This window comes from Microbacterium sp. J1-1, assembly GCF_024498615.1.
Taxonomy (GTDB): Bacteria; Actinomycetota; Actinomycetes; order Actinomycetales; family Microbacteriaceae; genus Microbacterium; species Microbacterium aurugineum.
Map to the genome: position 1 here is coordinate 1756525 of NZ_CP089590.1, position 17171 is coordinate 1773695.

The following is a 17171-nucleotide window of genomic DNA, read 5'->3' on the forward strand; positions in this document are numbered from 1 at the left end:
AACGCGCCAACTAGACTGAAGGGGTGTCTGAAATCACCCCTGATCTTGTACGCCATCTCGGCGTGCTCGCGCGCATCCAGCTGAACGACGACGAGGTGACGCGGCTCACGGGCCAGCTCGACGCCATCGTCGACAACATCGCCAAGGTGTCGGAGGTCGCCACCGCTGACATCGTCGCGACGAGCCACCCGATCCCGCTGAGCAACGTGTTCCGTCCCGACGTCGTCGGACAGACGCTCACGCACGAGCAGGTACTGCAGAATGCGCCCGACGCCGCCGACGGCCGTTTCCGCGTCACCGCGATCCTGGGAGAAGAGCAGTGAGCGACATCATCGGACTGAACGCGGCCGATCTCGCCGCGAAGCTGGTCGCGGGCGAGGTGTCGAGCGTCGAAGCGACGCAGGCCCATCTCGATCGCATCACCGCGGTCGACGGCGACGTCCACGCGTTCCTGCATGTCAACGAGGGTGCCCTCGAGGCCGCGGCGGCGATCGATGCCCGTCGTGCCGCGGGTGAGACACTCGGCCCGCTAGCCGGTGTGCCGCTGGCCATCAAGGATGTCCTCGTCACGACCGATCAGCCCACCACCAGTGGTTCGCGCATCCTCGAGGGATACCGCTCGCCGTACGACGCGACCGTCGTCGCCCGTTCGCGGGCGGCGGGACTGGTGCCGCTGGGCAAGACCAACATGGACGAGTTCGCGATGGGATCGTCCACCGAGCACTCGGCATACGGCCCCACTCGCAATCCGTGGGACCTCGACCGCATCCCGGGCGGCTCGGGCGGCGGCTCGGCCGCGGCGGTGGCGGCTTTCGAAGCACCGCTGGCCCTGGGCTCGGACACCGGTGGCTCGATCCGGCAGCCCGCGCACGTCACCGGCACCGTGGGCGTCAAGCCGACCTACGGCGGCGTGAGCCGCTACGGCGCGATCGCTCTCGCATCCAGCCTCGACCAGGTCGGTCCGGTCTCGAGAACGGTCCTCGACTCGGGGCTGCTGCACGATGTGATCGCCGGGCACGACCCGAAGGATTCCACCTCCCTGCGTGACGAATGGCCGTCGTTCGCCGAGGCAGCGCGCGAAGGCGCGCGAGGGGACGTCCTCAAGGGACTCAAGGTCGGCGTCATCCGTGAACTGCCCGACAGTGGATTCCAGCCCGGTGTGGCAGCGTCGTTCCGCAGCGCACTCGCGATGATGGAGGCTCAGGGAGCGGAGATCGTCGAGATCGGTGCTCCGCACTTCGAGTACGGCGTGGCCGCCTATTACCTCATCCTGCCGGCGGAGGCATCGAGCAACCTGGCGAAGTTCGACTCCGTGCGCTTCGGCCTGCGCGTGACTCCCGACGGCACGCCCACGGTCGAGGATGTGATGTCCGCGACGCGCGATGCCGGTTTCGGCGACGAGGTGAAGCGCCGCATCATCCTCGGCACGTACGCGCTCTCCGCCGGATACTACGACGCCTACTACGGGAGTGCGCAGAAGGTCCGCACGCTCATCCAGCAGGACTTCGCGAACGCGTTTGCGGAGGTGGACGTGATCGCGACGCCCTCGGCTCCGACCACGGCGTTCAAGATCGGCGAGAAGGTCGACGATCCGCTGCAGATGTACCTCAACGACATCACCACGATTCCGGTCAACCTCGCCGGCGTCCCCGGCATCTCGATCCCGAGCGGTCTCGCCGACGAGGATGGGTTGCCCGTCGGCATCCAGTTCATAGCTCCTGCGCGTGAGGACGCGCGCCTGTATCGCGTCGGCGCCGCGGTGGAGACGTTGCTCGTCGATTCGTGGGGCGCTCCGTTGCTCACCCGCGCACCCCAGCTCGCAGGAGGGACCCGCTGATGGCCGCCGCCAAGCTCATGGACTTCGACAAGGCGCTCGAGCTGTTCGAGCCGGTCCTTGGTTTCGAGGTGCACGTCGAACTCAACACGAACACGAAGATGTTCTCCGACGCGCCCAACCCGGCCAACGAGGCCTACCACGCTGCGGAACCGAACACTCTCATCGCTCCCGTGGATCTCGGTCTCCCCGGCTCGCTGCCGGTCGTGAACGAGACGGCGATCCGCTCCTCGATCAGCCTGGGGCTCGCCCTCGGCTGCTCGATCGCGGAGTCGAGCCGGTTCGCCCGCAAGAACTACTTCTACCCGGATCTCGGCAAGAACTACCAGATCTCGCAGTACGACGAGCCGATCGCCTATGACGGGTCGGTCGAGGTCGAGCTCGAGGACGGCACGCTCATCACGATCCCGATCGAGCGCGCGCACATGGAGGAAGACGCCGGCAAGCTCACCCACATGGGTGGGGCGACCGGACGCATCCAGGGGGCCGAGTACTCGCTGGTCGACTACAACCGGGCGGGTGTCCCGCTGGTCGAGATCGTGACGAACATCATCTACGGCACCGAGCACCGTGCACCGGAGGTCGCCAAGGCCTACGTGCAGGCGATCCGCGACATCGTGCGTGGCCTCGGCATCTCCGAAGCGCGACTGGAGCGGGGCAACCTGCGTTGCGACGCAAACGTCTCGCTGCGTCGACGTGGCACCGACGAGCTCGGCACCCGCACCGAGACGAAGAACGTCAACTCGATGCGCTCCGTGGAACGGGCCGTGCGGTACGAGATCCAGCGCCAGGCGCAGATCCTCGCCGACGGCGGCACGATCACCCAGGAGACGCGTCACTGGCACGAGGACACCGGGACCACCTCTCCGGGGCGCCCGAAGTCGGACGCCGATGATTACCGGTACTTCCCGGAGCCTGACCTGCTGCCCGTGGAACCGGCCGCCGCGCTGATCGAGGAGCTGCGTGCGGCTCTTCCCGAGCAGCCGGTGGCTCGCCGCCGTCGTCTGATGACGGAATGGGGATTCACCGATCTGGAGTTCCAGGACGTCCGCAACGGCGGCCTGCTCGAGGTCGTCGAGGCGACGATCACCGCGGGGGCGACACCCGCCACTGCACGCAAGTGGTGGACCGGTGAGATCACTCGCATCGCCAACACCCAGGACCAGGACGCCACCGCGCTGATCAGCCCGGAGAACGTCGCGGCTCTGCAGCGGCTCGTCGATGCGGGAACGCTTACCGACAAGCTCGCCCGCCAGGTACTCGAAGGCGTCATCGCCGGTGAGGGCACTCCGCAGGAGGTCGTGGACGCTCGCGGGCTCGCGGTGGTGTCTGACGACGGCGCGCTGATCGCGGCGATCGACGAGGCTCTGGCGGCACAGCCCGACGTGATGGCGAAGATCAAGGACGGCAAGGTGCAGGCGGCCGGAGCGGTGATCGGAGCGGTCATGAAGGCGATGAAGGGCCAGGCGGATGCCGCGCGCGTCCGTGAGCTCATCCTCGAGCGCGCGGCGCAGTAGCGCGCGCCCCCGGGCCTCATGTCAGAGGCTCGGGGGAGAATCCTCGCATGGGACACGGTGACGGCAGAGGGCGGATCGTCTCCGACTCGGGCGCGGAGGACACCGGCACGCGTATCCTGCACGTCGACATGGACGCGTTCTATGCGGCCGTCGAGGTGCTGGACGACCCCACGCTCCGGGGTCTGCCGCTGATCATCGGTGCACCGGATGGCCGTTCCGTCGTCTCGAGCGCCTCGTACGAGGCCCGTCGATACGGCGTGCGCGCCGCGATGCCGGTGTCGCAGGCGCTGCGTCTATGTCCGTCCGCGCGCATCGTCCCGCCGCACTTCGCTCGGTACCAGGAGGTATCCCGGCAGGTCATGGCGATCTTCGAGTCGTTCACGCCGCTCGTCGAGCCGCTTTCCGTGGACGAGGCCTTCCTCGATGTGCAGGGCGTGCGGCGTCTGTGGGGAGCCCGGCGCGCATCGCCGAGCTGATTCGAGAACGTGTGCGCGACGAGGTCGGCATCACGTGCAGCGTGGGCGTCGCGGCGACCAAGCATGTCGCCAAGATGGCTTCGACGATCGCCAAGCCCGACGGGATGCTCATCGTCGCAGGCGACGACACGCTCGACTTCCTCGCGCCTCGGCCGGTACGTGCGATGTGGGGAGTGGGACCGAAAGCTGCGGAGGCGCTCGAAGCACGCGGTATCCGCACGGTGCAGGACGTCCGCGACGCGCCGACGGAGATGATCGATCGTGCCGTCGGAGCCGCGCTCGGGGCCCGCCTCAGACAACTCGCCCGCGGAGAAGACCCTCGAGCCGTCGATACGGAGCGAGTGGAGAAGAGCATCGGCCATGAGGAGACCTTCGACACGGACATCCTGGACCGGCCGTTCCTCCGTGCCGAACTGTTGCGTCTGGCCGACCGGGTCGCGGTCCGGCTTCGACGCGCCGGCTGGGAGGCGTCGACCGTCGCGATCAAGATCCGATTTGACGACTTCCGCACCGTGAACAGATCCCATACTCTGACGGAGCCCACGGCAGTCGGACAGCGGATCGGCGAGGCAGCACAGACGCTCTTCGAGCAGATCGACCGACGCGACCCCGTCCGTCTCGTGGGGGTTCGGGCAGAGAATCTGCGACCTGCCGGTGGCGCGGGAATGGCACTCTGGGACGACGACGAGGACTGGCGCAAGGTCGAAGGCGCGGTCGATGAAGCCATGGCCCGTTTCGGTTCGGCGACGATCAGCCGCGCACGGCACATCGGACGCGGTGAAGGGCGAGGCGCGGCCCAACATCCCAAGGCGCACGGCGTGGATTGATCCCACACGCTCGGCGTTCCTCGACTACCGTGGGCTTATGCCGAACATTGCACTGGAACTCGGAAAGCAAGCTGCGTCCTTCGGCGTGAAGAGCGCGTATGGAGAGCCGCAGGACGTGGATGGGGTGAGCATCACGCCGGTCGCGTTCACCTATTCGGGATTCGGCGGCGGGAGTGGGGACGGCGCCGAAGGCGGTGGAGGCGGGGGTGTTTCCGTCCCGGTCGGTGTCTACGTGCGGCGTGAAGAGGGCCTGCGCTTCGAGCCCAACATCGTCACGCTGCTCGTCGTGGCCGTCCCGTTCGTCTGGGTCGCCGGACGAGCGTTCGCACGCATCATCCGTGCCCTCAAGAAGTGACGACCCGGTCGCGGCAGCACTCGAGCATGCGGCGACCCTGATCGCGCAGGACATCCGATCACTGGCTGCGGCCAACCCGGTCGTCCTCATCGACGGCGGCAGCGGTGCCGGCAAGTCCTCCCTCGCTGCGCGGCTCGTGCGGCGCTGGCCTGTGCTCGGCCACGTGCAGCTCGTGGCGCTCGACTCGATCTACCCGGGCTGGGACGGGCTCGATCAGGGCTCGGAACGCGCTCTCGAGTGGATTCTGCGCCCGCACGGGCGGGGGTACCTGGGGACCTGGCGGCGCTGGGACTGGGAAGCGGAGACCGAAGCCGAGAGCCACGCCGTCGACCCTGCTCTCGGGGTGATCGTCGAGGGCAGCGGGATCCTGCGGCCGTCGACCGCCGGCCTCGCCGACGTCCGGATCTGGGTCGAATCGACGGAAGAATCCCGGAAGAGGCGCGCGCTCGCCCGTGATGGCGAGACCTACCGCCCGCATTGGGACCGATGGGCGGCTCAGGAGCGACGCCACATCGAACGAGACGACCCACGCGCGCTCGCGACGCGCATCTTCGAGGTCCCGTAGCGGTCAGTCGATCGTAAGTCCTTCGGCCTCATCCGCGGCGTGGATCAGCAGATCCAGGCGATAACCCAGCCAGTCGTAGATGCCGTGGCGATCGTCCCCGCCGGGGTCCTCGTCGGAGGTGATGCCCAGTCGGGTGGCGATGACGAGACGGATGGCAGTGAGCGTGCGCAGCCAGGCGTCGATGCTCTCTATGGACACGGACACCTCTCGCGTCGTGAGAGCCGTGTCCTCCGTGAGCGCGTCGGAGTCCGGGGGCAGTGTGCCGAGAGCCGACCGTACGATGCGGGCGTCGGCGAGGCGACGGTCGAGAAGATCGTCTCTCGTCGCTACGCTGAACTCCGCCGCCGCGTCCGAGTCCTCCGGATACGGGGTCGGAGTCAGCCGATCGACGGCGGGGTCAGCGATGTCCCGGGAATCGGTGACGAGTTCCACGAAGTCGTCCACCAGTCGCGCGAGGTGGAACGCCTCGATCAACGTCATCTCCTGAAGGATGCGCTCAGCGGTCACGATGCCGCCTTCCGGACTGTCGCCCAGAGCCCGAAGTCGTGCATCGCCTGGGCATGGACCTCCATCGTCTCTCTGGGGCCGGTCGCGACCACCGCATGGCCTTCGTGGTGGACGGCGAGCATGAGTGCGGTGGCATGGTCGATCGAGTAGCCGAAGTACGTCCGGAACACGCGCACCACGTAGCTCATGAGATTCACCGGGTCGTTCCAGACGACGACCTGCCACGGCTCGAGGGGAGCGGCGCGAAGATCGGTGGTCTCGTCGAGCTCGGGAAGCGCAGCCGGTGTCGTCATGCCCATCCCATCTCATGCAACTGCTCGTCGTCGATGCCGTAGAAGTGGGCGATCTCGTGCACCAGTGTGGTGTGGATCTCATCGCGGAGTTCGTCTTCGGAATCGCACTGTGCCAGGTGCGGGTCACGGTAGACCACGATGCGGTCGGGGAGCTCGCCCATGCCGTACTGGGTGCGCTCGGTGAGGGCCAGACCGTCGTAGAGACCGAGAAGATCGAGGCTGCCGTCCTCCGGGCGATCTTCGACGACGAACACGATGTTCTCCAGCCCCTCGACCATGTCATCGGGGAGCCGGTCGAGCTCGTCGATCACGAGCTCTTCGAAGGCGTCGGCGTTCATTTCCATCGCATCCAGCCTAGAGGCGGTAGCCGCCCGGCGCCCGCTCAGTGCACGACGACGAGGACACCGGCGACGGCGATGAACAGCGTTCCGAAGACCACGTTGAGTACACGCTGTCCACGCGCGGACGCCGTCAGACGTCGGAAGGGCCGTGCGGCAGCAGCGAAGAACCCCCACATGACGATCACGTCGACCACGACCACGGTGGCGATCAAGGTGAGGTACTGGGGGAGTGGCGGTTCATCGAGACGCACGAACTGGGGGATGAACGCCAGGAAGAAGACGATCGCCTTGGGGTTCAAGAGGTTCACCCAGAATCCCCGTCGGATCATCGACCAGTGGCTCTCACGGAGGTCGATCGGGGCCGGGGCGTCGACATCGACGTTGATCGCAGCGGGCCGGGCGAGCAGGAGCCTTACCCCGAGGAAGACGAGATAGGCGGCTCCGGCATAGCGGATGGCGTTGAAAAGGAGTTCCGAGCGTGAGACGAGGAGACCGACGCCGGCAGCGACGATCGCCACGTGGACGACCAGAGCGATCTGCTGGCCGATGATGCCCCAGATCGAGCGCCGCCACCCTTGGCTCATGGCGTTGGACATGGTGTTGATGGCGCCCGCACCGGGCGTGAGGCTGATCACGACGGACGCGGTCAGCAACGAGAACCAGACCGCGAGTGACACGAGGTCAGTCTAGAGCTTCGGGGTGACGTGCCCGGCTTGTTCACGAGGGGACGAAGAAGGCCCGGATCATTCGACCCGGGCCTTCTTCCTGAGGGTGAGTAACGGGACTCGAACCCGCGACATCCGGCACCACAAGCCAGCGCTCTACCAGCTGAGCTATACCCACCATGCGCCCACCGGAGCGGGCAACCATACGAGTCTATTACATGTTCGGAGTGAACTCTGACACCGTGCGGGTCGAGATCTCTCGTGCTTCGTCGCTGGACGGTCCCGGCTCATCGACGAAGACCGCTTCGCGGTAGTAACGGAGCTCTCGGATCGACTCCAGGATGTCAGCGAGCGCACGGTGCCCGCCGTCTTTCGTCGGCGCTTGGAAGAACACACGCGGGTACCAGCGTCGCGAGAGCTCTTTGACGCTGGACACATCGACGTTCCGGTAGTGCAACCACTGGTCGACCTGTGGCATGTACTTGGCGAGGAACATCCGGTCTGTCCCGATCGTGTTGCCGGCGAGCGGCGCTTTGCGCTCCAGCGGCACGAAGCGCTTGATGTAGGCGAGGGTCTGCGATTCGGCCTCCTCCACGGAGACACCGCCAGCGATCTCATTGATCAGGCCCGAGGTCTCATGCATCTTCGTGACGAAGTCGTTCATGTGCGCGAGAGCGTCCGCGCTGGGGCGAATCACCACCTGGAAGCCGGGATCGACAGGGTTGAGTTCGAAGTCGGTGATGACGACGGCTATCTCGACGAGCTCATCGACCGCCAGATCGAGCCCCGTCATCTCGCAGTCGATCCATACGAGACGGTCGTTCTCGGACGCAGTTACCATGCGGCCATCCTATCGACGGGCCCGACATCGCTGACGTGGCGGGCTTCGTGCAAGGCCGCACGACCGCGATACTCTATACGCGTGCGCCTCCGTAGCTCAGGGGATAGAGCAGGAGCCTTCTAATCTCTTGGTCGCAGGTTCGAATCCTGCCGGGGGCACCTCGACTGCGTCAGCCTGAGCTGTCGGCAGGTGTGGTCCGTGTCTCACGAGTGGCGCAGCGCAGCAACGGCGTCGTCCACGTTCCAGAACTCGCCCACGACGCGAAAAGAGCCCGTGGCCAGGTGCAGGCGCTCGGCGCGATACCGGAGCCCGAGCGGATCGGCAGTGATCCTGAGATGCCCCAGGACGTGCTCCCTCCGATCCTGCACGCGCCAGAGGTGATCTGCGGCACGCACGAGGTGCTCACGGCTGGAAGAGAGCCGAGGCGTTGCGTACGGAACGTCGGGGAGGGCAGTGATCAGGTTGTCGGACATCGGAACTCCTTTCGCTCCTTCGAAGATATGACCGACCTCCGACATTCGATCTGCGCTCCGGCACGCGGCCTGATCGGCCCTTTCTGCACTGACAGGCACGGGACGCGATCGGTGCACGTTTCGCGTGATTCCGAGCTATCGAGTCGTGGTCGCGGACGCAGGCTGGAGACCCGGACGACGCGCGTCCGGTCACCGGAAGGACAGGACATGATCGACACGCTGACCATCGTGGGAAGAGTCGCCACGGATCCGACGCAGGGGCAGACGGGCGGCGGTGTGCCCGTGACGAACTTCCGTCTCGCGAGCACCCACCGGCGGTTCGACCCGGCGACGCAAGAATGGACGGACTCCGGGACGAACTGGTTCTCCGTCGCGGCGTTCCGGCAGCTCGGTGAGAACGTGAGGGCCTCACTGCGCACCGGCGACAGCGTGATCGTCACCGGGCGATTGAAGATCCGCGAGTGGGAGAGCAACGGGAAGCACGGCACGAGTGTCGATATCGAGGCCGATGCGATCGGACACGATCTGCGTTGGGGGACGACGGCGTATCGACCGCGGGCCCGCCCGACCGCGGAGCCGGGCCTGCACGCGACCCACAGCGACCGGTCCACGTCGCCGGCCGAAGGCCTTCGAGACGATGAGTCCGTCGGCGGCGAGGAGATGACTCCGCTCGGTCTCTCCTGGACGGAGTCGAGCGCCACGACGGAAGCGGTGCGGTGAGCTCGCACACGGCTCCCGCGACGACGCCGGATCTCCGCGGCGCACAGGGGCTCTTCGGCAGGGGCCGTAGACTCGGCACGTGATTCGTCGAACGGTCTTCTCACCGGCGCGCACGGCCGGCGTGGTGGCTTCGGTCGCTGCCGTCCTCCTGTTCGCCGGTTGCGCGCCGACACCTGAGCCTTCCGCCTCTCCGACGGCTCAGGTGTCGGCGGGCCCCACGCCCGTTCCCGAACCGGCACTGGTTCCCGATGGCACGGCAGAAGAGAACCTTCCTGTCTTCACGGCGGTCGCTGAGCGCGTATGGGCGACCGATCAGCGTGGTTCCGGCCGCGCATACGTGGATGCCCTGGTCGAGGCCGGCTTCGATCGCTACGCCATGCAGGTGACTCAGGACCAGACGACGGTAGGCAATCCGGCGGAGAGCCTTCAGTTCTCCGTGCGGTGGGGTGATGAAGCCTGCCTGGTCGGACAGGTCGGACCGTCCACGGGCCAGGTCGTCGCGACCGTGATGCCGCAACTCGCCGAGGGGCGGTGTCTCGTAGGCACCACGCGCCCGATCGACTGGTGACAGGCCGAGGGGCCGGTAGGCTGGGGTGTCGATCTTCGACGCCAACAGAAGGAGCGGTTTTCGGTGGCTGAGTACATCTACTCGATGGTGCGTGCGCGCAAGGCGGTGGGCGAGAAGCTCATCCTCGACGACGTGACCATGGCGTTCCTGCCCGGAGCAAAGATCGGCATGGTGGGTCCGAACGGCGCCGGAAAGTCCACGATCCTCAAGATCATGGCCGGTCTCGACACCCCCTCGAACGGTGAGGCGAAGCTCTCTCCGGGTTATTCGGTGGGCATTCTGATGCAGGAGCCGGAACTCGACGAGTCGAAGACGGTGATCGAGAACATCCAGGACGGGATCGCCATCAAGGCGAAGCTCGACCGGTTCAACGAGATCTCCGCGCTGATGGCCGAGCCCGACGCCGACTTCGATGCCCTCCTCGCCGAGATGGGCACCTTGCAGGAAGAGATCGATGCCGCCGACGGGTGGGACCTCGACTCCCAGCTCGATCAGGCCATGGATGCGCTGCGCACTCCTCCCGCCGACGCCGCGATCGCCCCGCTCTCCGGTGGTGAGAAGCGCCGTGTCGCGCTGGCGAAGCTGCTCCTGCAGAAGCCCGACCTCCTGCTCCTCGACGAGCCCACGAACCACCTCGATGCGGAGAGCGTGCTCTGGCTCGAGCAGCACCTGCAGGCGTACAAGGGCGCGGTGATCGCGATCACCCACGACCGGTACTTCCTGGACCACGTCGCCGAGTGGATCGCCGAGGTCGACCGCGGTCGTCTCATCGGCTACGAGGGCAACTACTCGACTTACCTGGAGAAGAAGGGCGAGCGCCTCGAGATCCAGGGCAAGAAGGACGCGAAGCTCGCCAAGCGCCTCAAGGAGGAGCTGGAGTGGGTGCGGTCCAGCGCCAAGGGCCGTCAGACCAAGTCGAAGGCTCGCCTGGCTCGCTACGAGGAGATGGCCTCGGAGGCGGAGCGCACCAGAAAGCTCGATTTCGAGGAGATCCAGATCCCGGCGGGTCCGCGTCTCGGCACCGTCGTCATCGAGGCGAAGAACCTCAAGAAGGGATTTGACGGGCGTTCACTCATCGACGGCCTGAGCTTCAGCCTTCCGCCGAACGGCATCGTCGGCGTGATCGGACCGAACGGTGTGGGAAAGACCACGCTCTTCAAGACGATCGTGGGACTCGAGCCGCTCGACGGTGGTGACCTGAAGATCGGTGAGACGGTCAAGATCAGCTACGTCGACCAGTCTCGCGCCAACATCGATCCGAACAAGACGCTGTGGGAGGTCGTTTCCGACGGCCTGGACTTCATCACTGTCGGCAAGACGGAGATCCCTTCGCGTGCCTACGTCTCGAAGTTCGGCTTCAAGGGGCCCGATCAGCAGAAGAAGGCCGGCGTTCTCTCCGGCGGTGAGCGCAACCGTCTGAACCTCGCTCTGACGCTCAAGGAGGGTGGCAACCTGCTGCTGCTCGACGAGCCGACCAACGACCTCGACGTCGAGACGCTGAGCTCGCTCGAGAACGCTCTGCTCGAGTTCCCCGGATGCGCCGTGGTGATCACTCACGACCGGTGGTTCCTCGACCGCATCGCGACGCACATCCTGGCGTACGAGGGCACCGACGAGAAGCCCGACCAGTGGTACTGGTTCGAGGGCAACTTCGAGGCCTATGAGGAGAACAAGATCGAGCGCCTCGGACCGGACGCTGCGAAGCCGCACCGGTCGACGCACCGCAAGTTGACGCGCGACTGAGACCACGATGTCTACGTCGCCGGGGACCCGCCTGCACATCCCGATCCACCTTCGCTGGGGGGATCTGGACGCCTTCAACCACGTGAACAACACCTCGATGCTGAAACTGCTCGAGGAGGCTCGCGTGCGGGCATTCTGGCGGGCGGGCCCCGGCGAAGAGGCGCCGTCCACGGCGGTGCTCGATTCCGGCATCGACGAGGGCATCCTGACCCTCATCGCCCGCCAGGAGATCGAGTATCTCGCACCGGTGCCGTATCAGCGCCGGCCTCTCGAAGTCCAGATGTGGTTCGGCAAGCTCGGCGGCTCCAGCGTCGAAGTCTGCTACGAAGTCCACAACGACCCCACCGCCGCGCCCCGTCAGATCTACGCGCGGTCGACCGCGATCATCGTGCTCGTCGATGCGCAGACCGGGCGCCCGACCAGGCTCACCTCGGAGATGCGCGACGCCTGGGAGCCCTACGTGGGCCCATCGATCGAGTACTCCCACCGCTGAGGCCCCGCGCAACAGCGCGAGGCCGGGGCGGCGTCAGGAGGCGTCTTCAGGGACGCGAATCATGATCTCCTGTGCGACGCTCGCCGCAAGAGAGCCATCGCGTGTGTAGATCCGTCCGGTGGCGAGCCCTCGGCCGCCGCGGGCGTTCGGGGACTCCTGGACATACAGCAGCCACTCATCCACGCGAGCGGGCCGGTGCCACCACATCGCGTGGTCCAGGCTCGCAACCTTCAACCCGGGCAACGCCCAGTACACGCCGTGCGCGCGGAGGATCGACTCCTGGATCGTCATGTCGCTGAGGTAGGCGAGCGCGGCACGGTGCAGGCGCTGATCGTCGGGGAGTGGTGCACGCAGACGCATCCACACCGCCTGGCGCGCGACACGCTGGTCGTCACTCGGCAGATACAGCGGAGAGTCGACGTGCCGGATGTCAGCAGCGCGTTCGCTCAACATGCGCGTGGTGCCCTCGGGAAGGCCGTGAACGCGCTCCTCGTCCGGCGTGAGCTCCTCCGGGGAAGGGATGCCCTCCGGCATCGGCTCGGCGTGCTCCACACCGGGATCACCGTCTTGGAACGACGCGATCATCGAGAAGATCGGCACACCGTTCTGATAGGCCTGCGCCCGCCGGGTCGAGAAGGAACGGCCGTCGTGGATCCGATCGACGGCGATCGTGATTCCCTGACTCGCGTCGCCGGGGCGCAGGAAATAGCCGTGCATCGAGTGCACAGCCCGGTCTTCGGGAAGTGTGCGTTCGGCGGCGAGGAGCGCTTGCGCGAGGACTTGACCGCCGTAGATGCGTCCGCTCGGCATGGGATGCGACGAACCCGTGAAGATATCCTCCGTGGTCCGTGCCTGCGTCGCATCGAGATCGAGGATCTCACGCAGCCGCTCGACGGTCCGGACGGCATGGTCCTCCGCGCTCATATGTTCCTTCCCCGCGACCGCACACGCCGCTCCGTTGGTAGTTTAGAACGCGTGCCGCATCACCTCCTCCTCGCAGACCCGGACACCGCGAAGGATGTCCTCACTTTCGTCGGTCGAGCGACCCGGATCACGGACGACGGGGTGCGGCTGCAGGCAGCGAACGGCGTCCTCGCGCTGACCACCGCCGCGCTGGCGCCGCACGGTCTCTTCGACCAGACTCCGACGATCCTCGCCATGCGTATCGTGCATGCTGACCCGGAACTCCGCTGCGATGTCGTCGTGGATCAGCTCACCACGACGGACGAGCAGGCCCAGCTCGCGTTCCCGGACACCGGACTATCGCCTGCGTGGGCCGGCGTCGCACCGCCCCGCTCCGGATGGGAGCAGGCCTCCGCGCTCCCGGCCTCGACGATTGCGCAGCGCGCGCAGTGGGGGATCTCCGCGGTCGCTCGGGGCGCGGGTGCAGGATCGGGCGAGGAGGCCGTCCGGGCGCTTCGCGCAGCGATCTGGGGTGAACCGGATGAGGACCTCGGCGGACTGCCGCGTGGCATCGCCTTCGCTGCCGACGCCATGGGTTTCATCTCCGGGGACGAACAGGTGCCCGTCACCCGGTCCGGTCGGTGGACCCGGCTGTCCTTCCGCCGCGGTCATGTCCTGGTGCGAGGGCCGATCGCCTCCGGACTCACGGGCGTCCGCGACACGGGCTCCGCAGGCTGAGACGTCGTCAGCGACACGCGCGGCAGACCCGAGGATCAGATCCCGGCTGCGGCCGCACGTCCGGCTGCACGACCGCTGAAGAGACAGCCGCCCAGGAAAGTGCCTTCGAGTGCACGATAGCCATGGACCCCGCCTCCGCCGAAGCCACTCGCCTCGCCTGCGGCGAACAACCCGGGGATCGGTGCGCCCTGAGCGTTCAAGGCGCGACCGTCGAGATCGGTGTTGATGCCGCCGAGCGACTTCCGCGTGAGGACGTGCAGTTTCACCGCGATGAGCGGGCCGGCGCTGCGCTCCTGCAGTCGATGAGGTGCGGCGGTGCGGATGAGCTTGTCGCCGCGATAGTTCCGCATGGACCGCAGCATCGCGATCTGCGCGTCCTTGGTGAAGTCGTTCTCCACTTCACGATCCCGGGCGACCACCTCCTTGCGCACGGCGTCGATGTCGAGCAGCTCTCCGCCGGGATGGCGCTGCATCTGCTCCAGGAGTGATTCGAGATCGTTCTCGACGATGAAGTCCTCGCCCTCGTCGAGGAACGACTGCACGGGACCCGTCGGACCCTTCGCGAGCCGTGAACGGAGCAGCAGCCCGACATCCTTGCCCGTCAGGTCGGGGTTCTGCTCGCTCCCGGACAGCGCGAACTCCTTCTCGACGATCTGCCGCGATGTGACGAACCAGGAGTGGTCGTGCCCTGTCGAGCGCAGATGCTCGAGGGTGCCCAAGGTGTCGAAACCCGGGTACAGCGGAACCGGCAGACGGCGTCCAGTGGCATCCAACCAAAGCGACGAGGGCCCCGGGAGGATGCGGATGCCGTGAGAGGGCCACACCGGGTCCCAGTTCGTGATGCCTTCGACGTAGTGCCACATCCGGTCACCGTTGATCAGCCGCGCACCCGCCGCTTCGCTCACGCCGTGCATCGATCCATCGACGTAGGCCGGTACGCCGGAGAGCATGTGCGCGGGCGGCGCGCCGAGCCTCGACGGCCACGCGGCGCGGACGAGGTCGTGGTTGCCACCGATGCCGCCCGAGGAGACGATCGTGGCACCCGCTGAGATCTCGAACTCCCTGATGACCTCGCGCGTGGTCGGCTCACCCCGCTCCGCACCGCTCGACGCGAGGATGCTGCCGCGCGCCCCCGTCACCGTGCCGTCCGTCACGATCAGTTCCGACACGCGGTGTCGAGGAAGCACGGTCAGGCGCCCCTCACGTTCGCCCTGCTCCACGGCAGCGGCGAACGGTGCCACGATCCCGGGCCCGGTTCCCCACGTGATGTGGAACCGTGGCACGGAGTTGCCCGGGCCGATCGCGCCGTATCCGCCTCTTTCCGCCCACCCCACGACCGGGAAGAAGCCGACGCCGCGTTCACGCAGCCAGGAGCGCTTCTCACCGGCCGCGAACTGCAGGTATGCCTCGGCCCAGCGCCGTGGCCATTCATCCTCCGGGCGGTCGAAGGCGGCATTGCCGAACCAGTCCTGCGTCGCGAGCTCGAGCGAGTCCTTGATACCGAGACGCCTCTGCTCGGGGGAGTCGATGAAGAACAGGCCGCCGAAAGACCACCAGGCCTGACCGCCCAGATTGGTGCGCGGCTCCTGATCGATCAGGATCACGCGCCGCCCCGCATCCAGCGCCTCTGCGGCGGCGACGAGGCCGGACAACCCCCATCCGATCACCAGGACATCCGTGGACAGGGGCGTTGTCGTCATGAGTTCTCCGTTGATTCCTGACGTGAGCGGGTCTCGAGCGTGGGACGGTCGCCGGCTGCGGCGCCGATGCCCGACGGCTCGAATGTGTTCACCATGGCATAGGCCGCGCGCTCCAGGTAGTCCCACAGCGTCGATTCGTGCAGGGGGGACAACTGCGCCTCGTCGACAGCGGTCCTCATATGACGAAGCCAACGATCCCGGGCGTCCGGGTCGATGTGGAACGGCATGTGGCGCATCCGGAGCCGGGGATGCCCGCGGGTCTCCCCATAGGTCGTCGGTCCGCCCCAGTACTGCTCGAGGAAGAGGCGGAGTCGATCCTCTGCGGGCCCCAGATCCTCCTCGGGGTACATCGGCTTCAGCACGGGATCGAGTGCGACCTCACGGTAGAACACAGAGACGATCCTGCGGAAGGTCTCGTGACCCCCGACCTCGTCGTAGAACGTCACTTCGGAGCACTCCCGTCTTCGGTGGGCTTCTTGCGCCGCCAGATCCCGCGATCGGGGATGACGGGAACGCCGGTGACGGCGTTCGGGCGCGTCCTGGGCGGGTTCGCGCCTCGCACCCGGCGTGCGCCGTCGAGGCCGGTGGGGACGACATCGGCCATCCGCGGGACGCTGATCTCCTTCTCGAGGAGGGCCGCGCGCAGGCGGCGGCGCAATTCTTGGGCCACATCGTCCTTCGCGTTGGCTCGGGCCTTGATCACGATGCGGACGACGAGCGCGTCGCCGTCGATGGATTCGAGGCCCCACAGCTCGGGCTTCTCGATGATGCGGGTGCGCCACTTCGGGTCTTTCGCGAGTCCCTGTGCCGTCTCCAGCATGGTGTGTTCGACCAGGTCGAGGTCGGAGTCTGCAGGAACACCGATGTCGATGATCGATCGCGCCCAGCCCTGAGACATGTTCCCGATGCGGGTGACCTCTCCGTTTCGCACGTACCAGAGGGTGCCGTTGACGTCGCGCACCTGAGTGATCCGCACGCTGACGTACTCCACGACCCCGCTCGCCAGGCCGAGGTCGACCACGTCACCGATACCGATCTGGTCTTCGGCCACGATGAACATGCCGTTGAGCACGTCTTTCACGATGTTCTGGGCGCCGAAGCCCAATCCGGCACCGACGGCGGCCGTGAGGAGCGTCAGGGAGCCGAGGAGCGACGAGTTCAGTGCATTGACGATGAGCACGATCGCGATGACGACCAGCATCACGTTGACGATGTTCTGCAGGATCGTGCCGAGTGTTCTGGTGCGCTGCACCAGTCGCATGTCTGCGAGCGGAGAGCGCTCGAGAGCTTGCGTGTCGTCGACCGAGGCTTTGTTCTTGGCGCTGTCGACGATGCGACGCACGACCCGTCGGATGATGAGACGGAGTACCAGGCCGATCACGATGCAGCTGCCGATGATGAGCGCGACGGTGAGCGCGTTCATGCCTACCTGCGTCAGCCAGGCGAGGAGCGCCTTCACCCAATCGGGGAGGGGAATCTCCGCGGGTGAGTCGGTGTCGGCGAAGGGGAGGATCATCAGTGAAGATCCTAGCGATCGGGGCTCTGCGTGGGCTGGGTGCGCGCGCCAGACGAAAACGGAGACCATCCGTCCCCCTGTCGCCGTGTCGGTGAG

Annotated in this window: 20 protein-coding genes, 2 tRNA genes and 1 pseudogene; 12 read left to right on the forward strand and 11 right to left on the reverse strand. The window is 66.7% G+C overall.

What is annotated here, in order from left to right:
• Positions 1 to 23 precede the first annotated feature (23 nt).
• From gatC to LRQ07_RS08320, 6 genes and pseudogenes are all read left to right on the forward strand, one after another.
• Positions 24 to 323: an Asp-tRNA(Asn)/Glu-tRNA(Gln) amidotransferase subunit GatC gene (gatC, locus tag LRQ07_RS08295; RefSeq protein WP_047523335.1), complete on the forward strand. Its 300-nt coding sequence runs from the start codon at positions 24 to 26 to the stop codon at positions 321 to 323.
• Complete coding sequence (gene gatA, locus LRQ07_RS08300) at positions 320 to 1837, forward strand: Asp-tRNA(Asn)/Glu-tRNA(Gln) amidotransferase subunit GatA (RefSeq protein ID WP_256536370.1); 1518 nt, start codon at positions 320 to 322, stop codon at positions 1835 to 1837. Before gatC ends, gatA begins: the two co-directional genes overlap by 4 nt.
• On the forward strand, positions 1837 to 3351 hold the full coding sequence (gene gatB / locus LRQ07_RS08305; protein WP_232761893.1) for an Asp-tRNA(Asn)/Glu-tRNA(Gln) amidotransferase subunit GatB: 1515 nt from the start codon (positions 1837 to 1839) through the stop codon (positions 3349 to 3351). Before gatA ends, gatB begins: the two co-directional genes overlap by 1 nt.
• Positions 3352 to 3398: 47 nt before the next feature.
• Positions 3399 to 4654, forward strand: a pseudogene (gene dinB, locus LRQ07_RS08310) (DNA polymerase IV).
• A gap of 37 nt (positions 4655 to 4691) precedes the next feature.
• Positions 4692 to 5009 (forward strand): hypothetical protein, encoded by a 318-nt coding sequence (locus LRQ07_RS08315; RefSeq protein WP_047523330.1) that lies wholly within the window; start codon positions 4692 to 4694, stop codon positions 5007 to 5009.
• Positions 4993 to 5574 carry a hypothetical protein gene (locus LRQ07_RS08320; protein ID WP_232761891.1) on the forward strand — a complete coding sequence of 194 codons (582 nt, stop codon included), beginning with the start codon at positions 4993 to 4995 and terminating at the stop codon, positions 5572 to 5574. The genes LRQ07_RS08315 and LRQ07_RS08320 overlap by 17 nt, the downstream gene beginning before the upstream one ends.
• Before the next feature lie 3 nt (positions 5575 to 5577).
• On the opposite strand, the gene LRQ07_RS08325 is transcribed toward LRQ07_RS08320, so the two are convergent.
• From LRQ07_RS08325 to orn, 6 genes are all read right to left on the reverse strand, one after another.
• Positions 5578 to 6081, reverse strand: coding sequence for a DUF2017 family protein (locus tag LRQ07_RS08325; RefSeq protein ID WP_232761890.1), 504 nt, complete (start codon positions 6079 to 6081; stop codon positions 5578 to 5580).
• Positions 6078 to 6374 (reverse strand): ATP-dependent Clp protease adapter ClpS, encoded by a 297-nt coding sequence (gene clpS / locus LRQ07_RS08330; protein WP_232761889.1) that lies wholly within the window; start codon positions 6372 to 6374, stop codon positions 6078 to 6080. Before clpS ends, LRQ07_RS08325 begins: the two co-directional genes overlap by 4 nt.
• A complete protein-coding gene (locus LRQ07_RS08335) occupies positions 6371 to 6718 on the reverse strand; it encodes a metallopeptidase family protein (protein WP_047523326.1) in 348 nt (115 codons plus the stop codon). The genes clpS and LRQ07_RS08335 overlap by 4 nt, the downstream gene beginning before the upstream one ends.
• Before the next feature lie 38 nt (positions 6719 to 6756).
• Positions 6757 to 7392, reverse strand: coding sequence for a LysE family transporter (locus LRQ07_RS08340; protein WP_256536371.1), 636 nt, complete (start codon positions 7390 to 7392; stop codon positions 6757 to 6759).
• Between the two features lie 93 nt (positions 7393 to 7485).
• Positions 7486 to 7558: transfer RNA gene (locus tag LRQ07_RS08345), tRNA-His, on the reverse strand.
• 36 nt (positions 7559 to 7594) lie between these two features.
• A complete protein-coding gene (gene orn / locus LRQ07_RS08350; RefSeq protein ID WP_131490977.1) occupies positions 7595 to 8221 on the reverse strand; it encodes an oligoribonuclease in 627 nt (208 codons plus the stop codon).
• A gap of 85 nt (positions 8222 to 8306) precedes the next feature.
• Here orn and LRQ07_RS08355 point away from each other — a divergent pair.
• Positions 8307 to 8379: transfer RNA gene (locus tag LRQ07_RS08355), tRNA-Arg, on the forward strand.
• Positions 8380 to 8424: 45 nt separating this feature from the next.
• Here the strand turns inward: LRQ07_RS08355 and LRQ07_RS08360 are convergent.
• Entirely contained in the window at positions 8425 to 8694 is a 270-nt protein-coding gene (locus LRQ07_RS08360; protein WP_047523321.1) for a hypothetical protein, read from the reverse strand.
• A gap of 207 nt (positions 8695 to 8901) precedes the next feature.
• Between LRQ07_RS08360 and ssb the strand changes: the two genes are divergently transcribed.
• The 4 genes from ssb to LRQ07_RS08380 all read left to right on the forward strand — a co-directional run bounded on the left by ssb (position 8902) and on the right by LRQ07_RS08380 (position 12218).
• Positions 8902 to 9414 (forward strand): single-stranded DNA-binding protein, encoded by a 513-nt coding sequence (gene ssb / locus LRQ07_RS08365; protein ID WP_256536372.1) that lies wholly within the window; start codon positions 8902 to 8904, stop codon positions 9412 to 9414.
• Positions 9415 to 9493: 79 nt separating this feature from the next.
• On the forward strand, positions 9494 to 9982 hold the full coding sequence (locus LRQ07_RS08370; protein WP_256536373.1) for a DUF6993 domain-containing protein: 489 nt from the start codon (positions 9494 to 9496) through the stop codon (positions 9980 to 9982).
• A 63-nt stretch (positions 9983 to 10045) separates the two neighbouring features.
• Positions 10046 to 11725: an energy-dependent translational throttle protein EttA gene (gene ettA / locus LRQ07_RS08375; protein ID WP_047523319.1), complete on the forward strand. Its 1680-nt coding sequence runs from the start codon at positions 10046 to 10048 to the stop codon at positions 11723 to 11725.
• Between the two features lie 7 nt (positions 11726 to 11732).
• Positions 11733 to 12218, forward strand: coding sequence for an acyl-CoA thioesterase (locus tag LRQ07_RS08380; RefSeq protein ID WP_256536374.1), 486 nt, complete (start codon positions 11733 to 11735; stop codon positions 12216 to 12218).
• Between the two features lie 33 nt (positions 12219 to 12251).
• Here LRQ07_RS08380 and LRQ07_RS08385 read toward each other — a convergent pair whose 3' ends face one another.
• On the reverse strand, positions 12252 to 13142 hold the full coding sequence (locus tag LRQ07_RS08385; RefSeq protein WP_256536375.1) for an acyl-CoA thioesterase: 891 nt from the start codon (positions 13140 to 13142) through the stop codon (positions 12252 to 12254).
• A gap of 51 nt (positions 13143 to 13193) precedes the next feature.
• Between LRQ07_RS08385 and LRQ07_RS08390 the strand changes: the two genes are divergently transcribed.
• Positions 13194 to 13859: a hypothetical protein gene (locus tag LRQ07_RS08390; protein WP_131490982.1), complete on the forward strand. Its 666-nt coding sequence runs from the start codon at positions 13194 to 13196 to the stop codon at positions 13857 to 13859.
• 35 nt (positions 13860 to 13894) lie between these two features.
• On the opposite strand, the gene LRQ07_RS08395 is transcribed toward LRQ07_RS08390, so the two are convergent.
• The 3 genes from LRQ07_RS08395 to LRQ07_RS08405 are packed head-to-tail and all read right to left on the reverse strand — an operon-like array spanning position 13895 to position 17075.
• Entirely contained in the window at positions 13895 to 15559 is a 1665-nt protein-coding gene (locus LRQ07_RS08395) for an FAD-binding dehydrogenase (protein WP_256536376.1), read from the reverse strand.
• Positions 15556 to 16005, reverse strand: coding sequence for a globin (locus LRQ07_RS08400; RefSeq protein ID WP_131490984.1), 450 nt, complete (start codon positions 16003 to 16005; stop codon positions 15556 to 15558). Before LRQ07_RS08400 ends, LRQ07_RS08395 begins: the two co-directional genes overlap by 4 nt.
• Entirely contained in the window at positions 16002 to 17075 is a 1074-nt protein-coding gene (locus LRQ07_RS08405) for a mechanosensitive ion channel family protein (RefSeq protein WP_256536377.1), read from the reverse strand. Before LRQ07_RS08405 ends, LRQ07_RS08400 begins: the two co-directional genes overlap by 4 nt.
• Positions 17076 to 17171 lie beyond the last annotated feature (96 nt).

What these genes read in the sequence shown, in the direction of transcription:
- gatB (WP_232761893.1), top strand. Translation starts at nt 1,837, where the DNA reads ATGGCCGCCGCCAAGCTCATGGACTTCGACAAGGCGCTCGAGCTGTTC.
- LRQ07_RS08315 (WP_047523330.1), top strand. Translation starts at nt 4,692, where the DNA reads ATGCCGAACATTGCACTGGAACTCGGAAAGCAAGCTGCGTCCTTCGGC.
- clpS (WP_232761889.1), bottom strand. Translation starts at nt 6,374, where the DNA reads ATGACGACACCGGCTGCGCTTCCCGAGCTCGACGAGACCACCGATCTT.
- LRQ07_RS08335 (WP_047523326.1), bottom strand. Translation starts at nt 6,718, where the DNA reads ATGGAAATGAACGCCGACGCCTTCGAAGAGCTCGTGATCGACGAGCTC.
- orn (WP_131490977.1), bottom strand. Translation starts at nt 8,221, where the DNA reads ATGGTAACTGCGTCCGAGAACGACCGTCTCGTATGGATCGACTGCGAG.
- LRQ07_RS08360 (WP_047523321.1), bottom strand. Translation starts at nt 8,694, where the DNA reads ATGTCCGACAACCTGATCACTGCCCTCCCCGACGTTCCGTACGCAACG.
- ssb (WP_256536372.1), top strand. Translation starts at nt 8,902, where the DNA reads ATGATCGACACGCTGACCATCGTGGGAAGAGTCGCCACGGATCCGACG.
- LRQ07_RS08380 (WP_256536374.1), top strand. Translation starts at nt 11,733, where the DNA reads ATGTCTACGTCGCCGGGGACCCGCCTGCACATCCCGATCCACCTTCGC.
- LRQ07_RS08385 (WP_256536375.1), bottom strand. Translation starts at nt 13,142, where the DNA reads ATGAGCGCGGAGGACCATGCCGTCCGGACCGTCGAGCGGCTGCGTGAG.
- LRQ07_RS08395 (WP_256536376.1), bottom strand. Translation starts at nt 15,559, where the DNA reads ATGACGACAACGCCCCTGTCCACGGATGTCCTGGTGATCGGATGGGGG.
- LRQ07_RS08405 (WP_256536377.1), bottom strand. Translation starts at nt 17,075, where the DNA reads ATGATCCTCCCCTTCGCCGACACCGACTCACCCGCGGAGATTCCCCTC.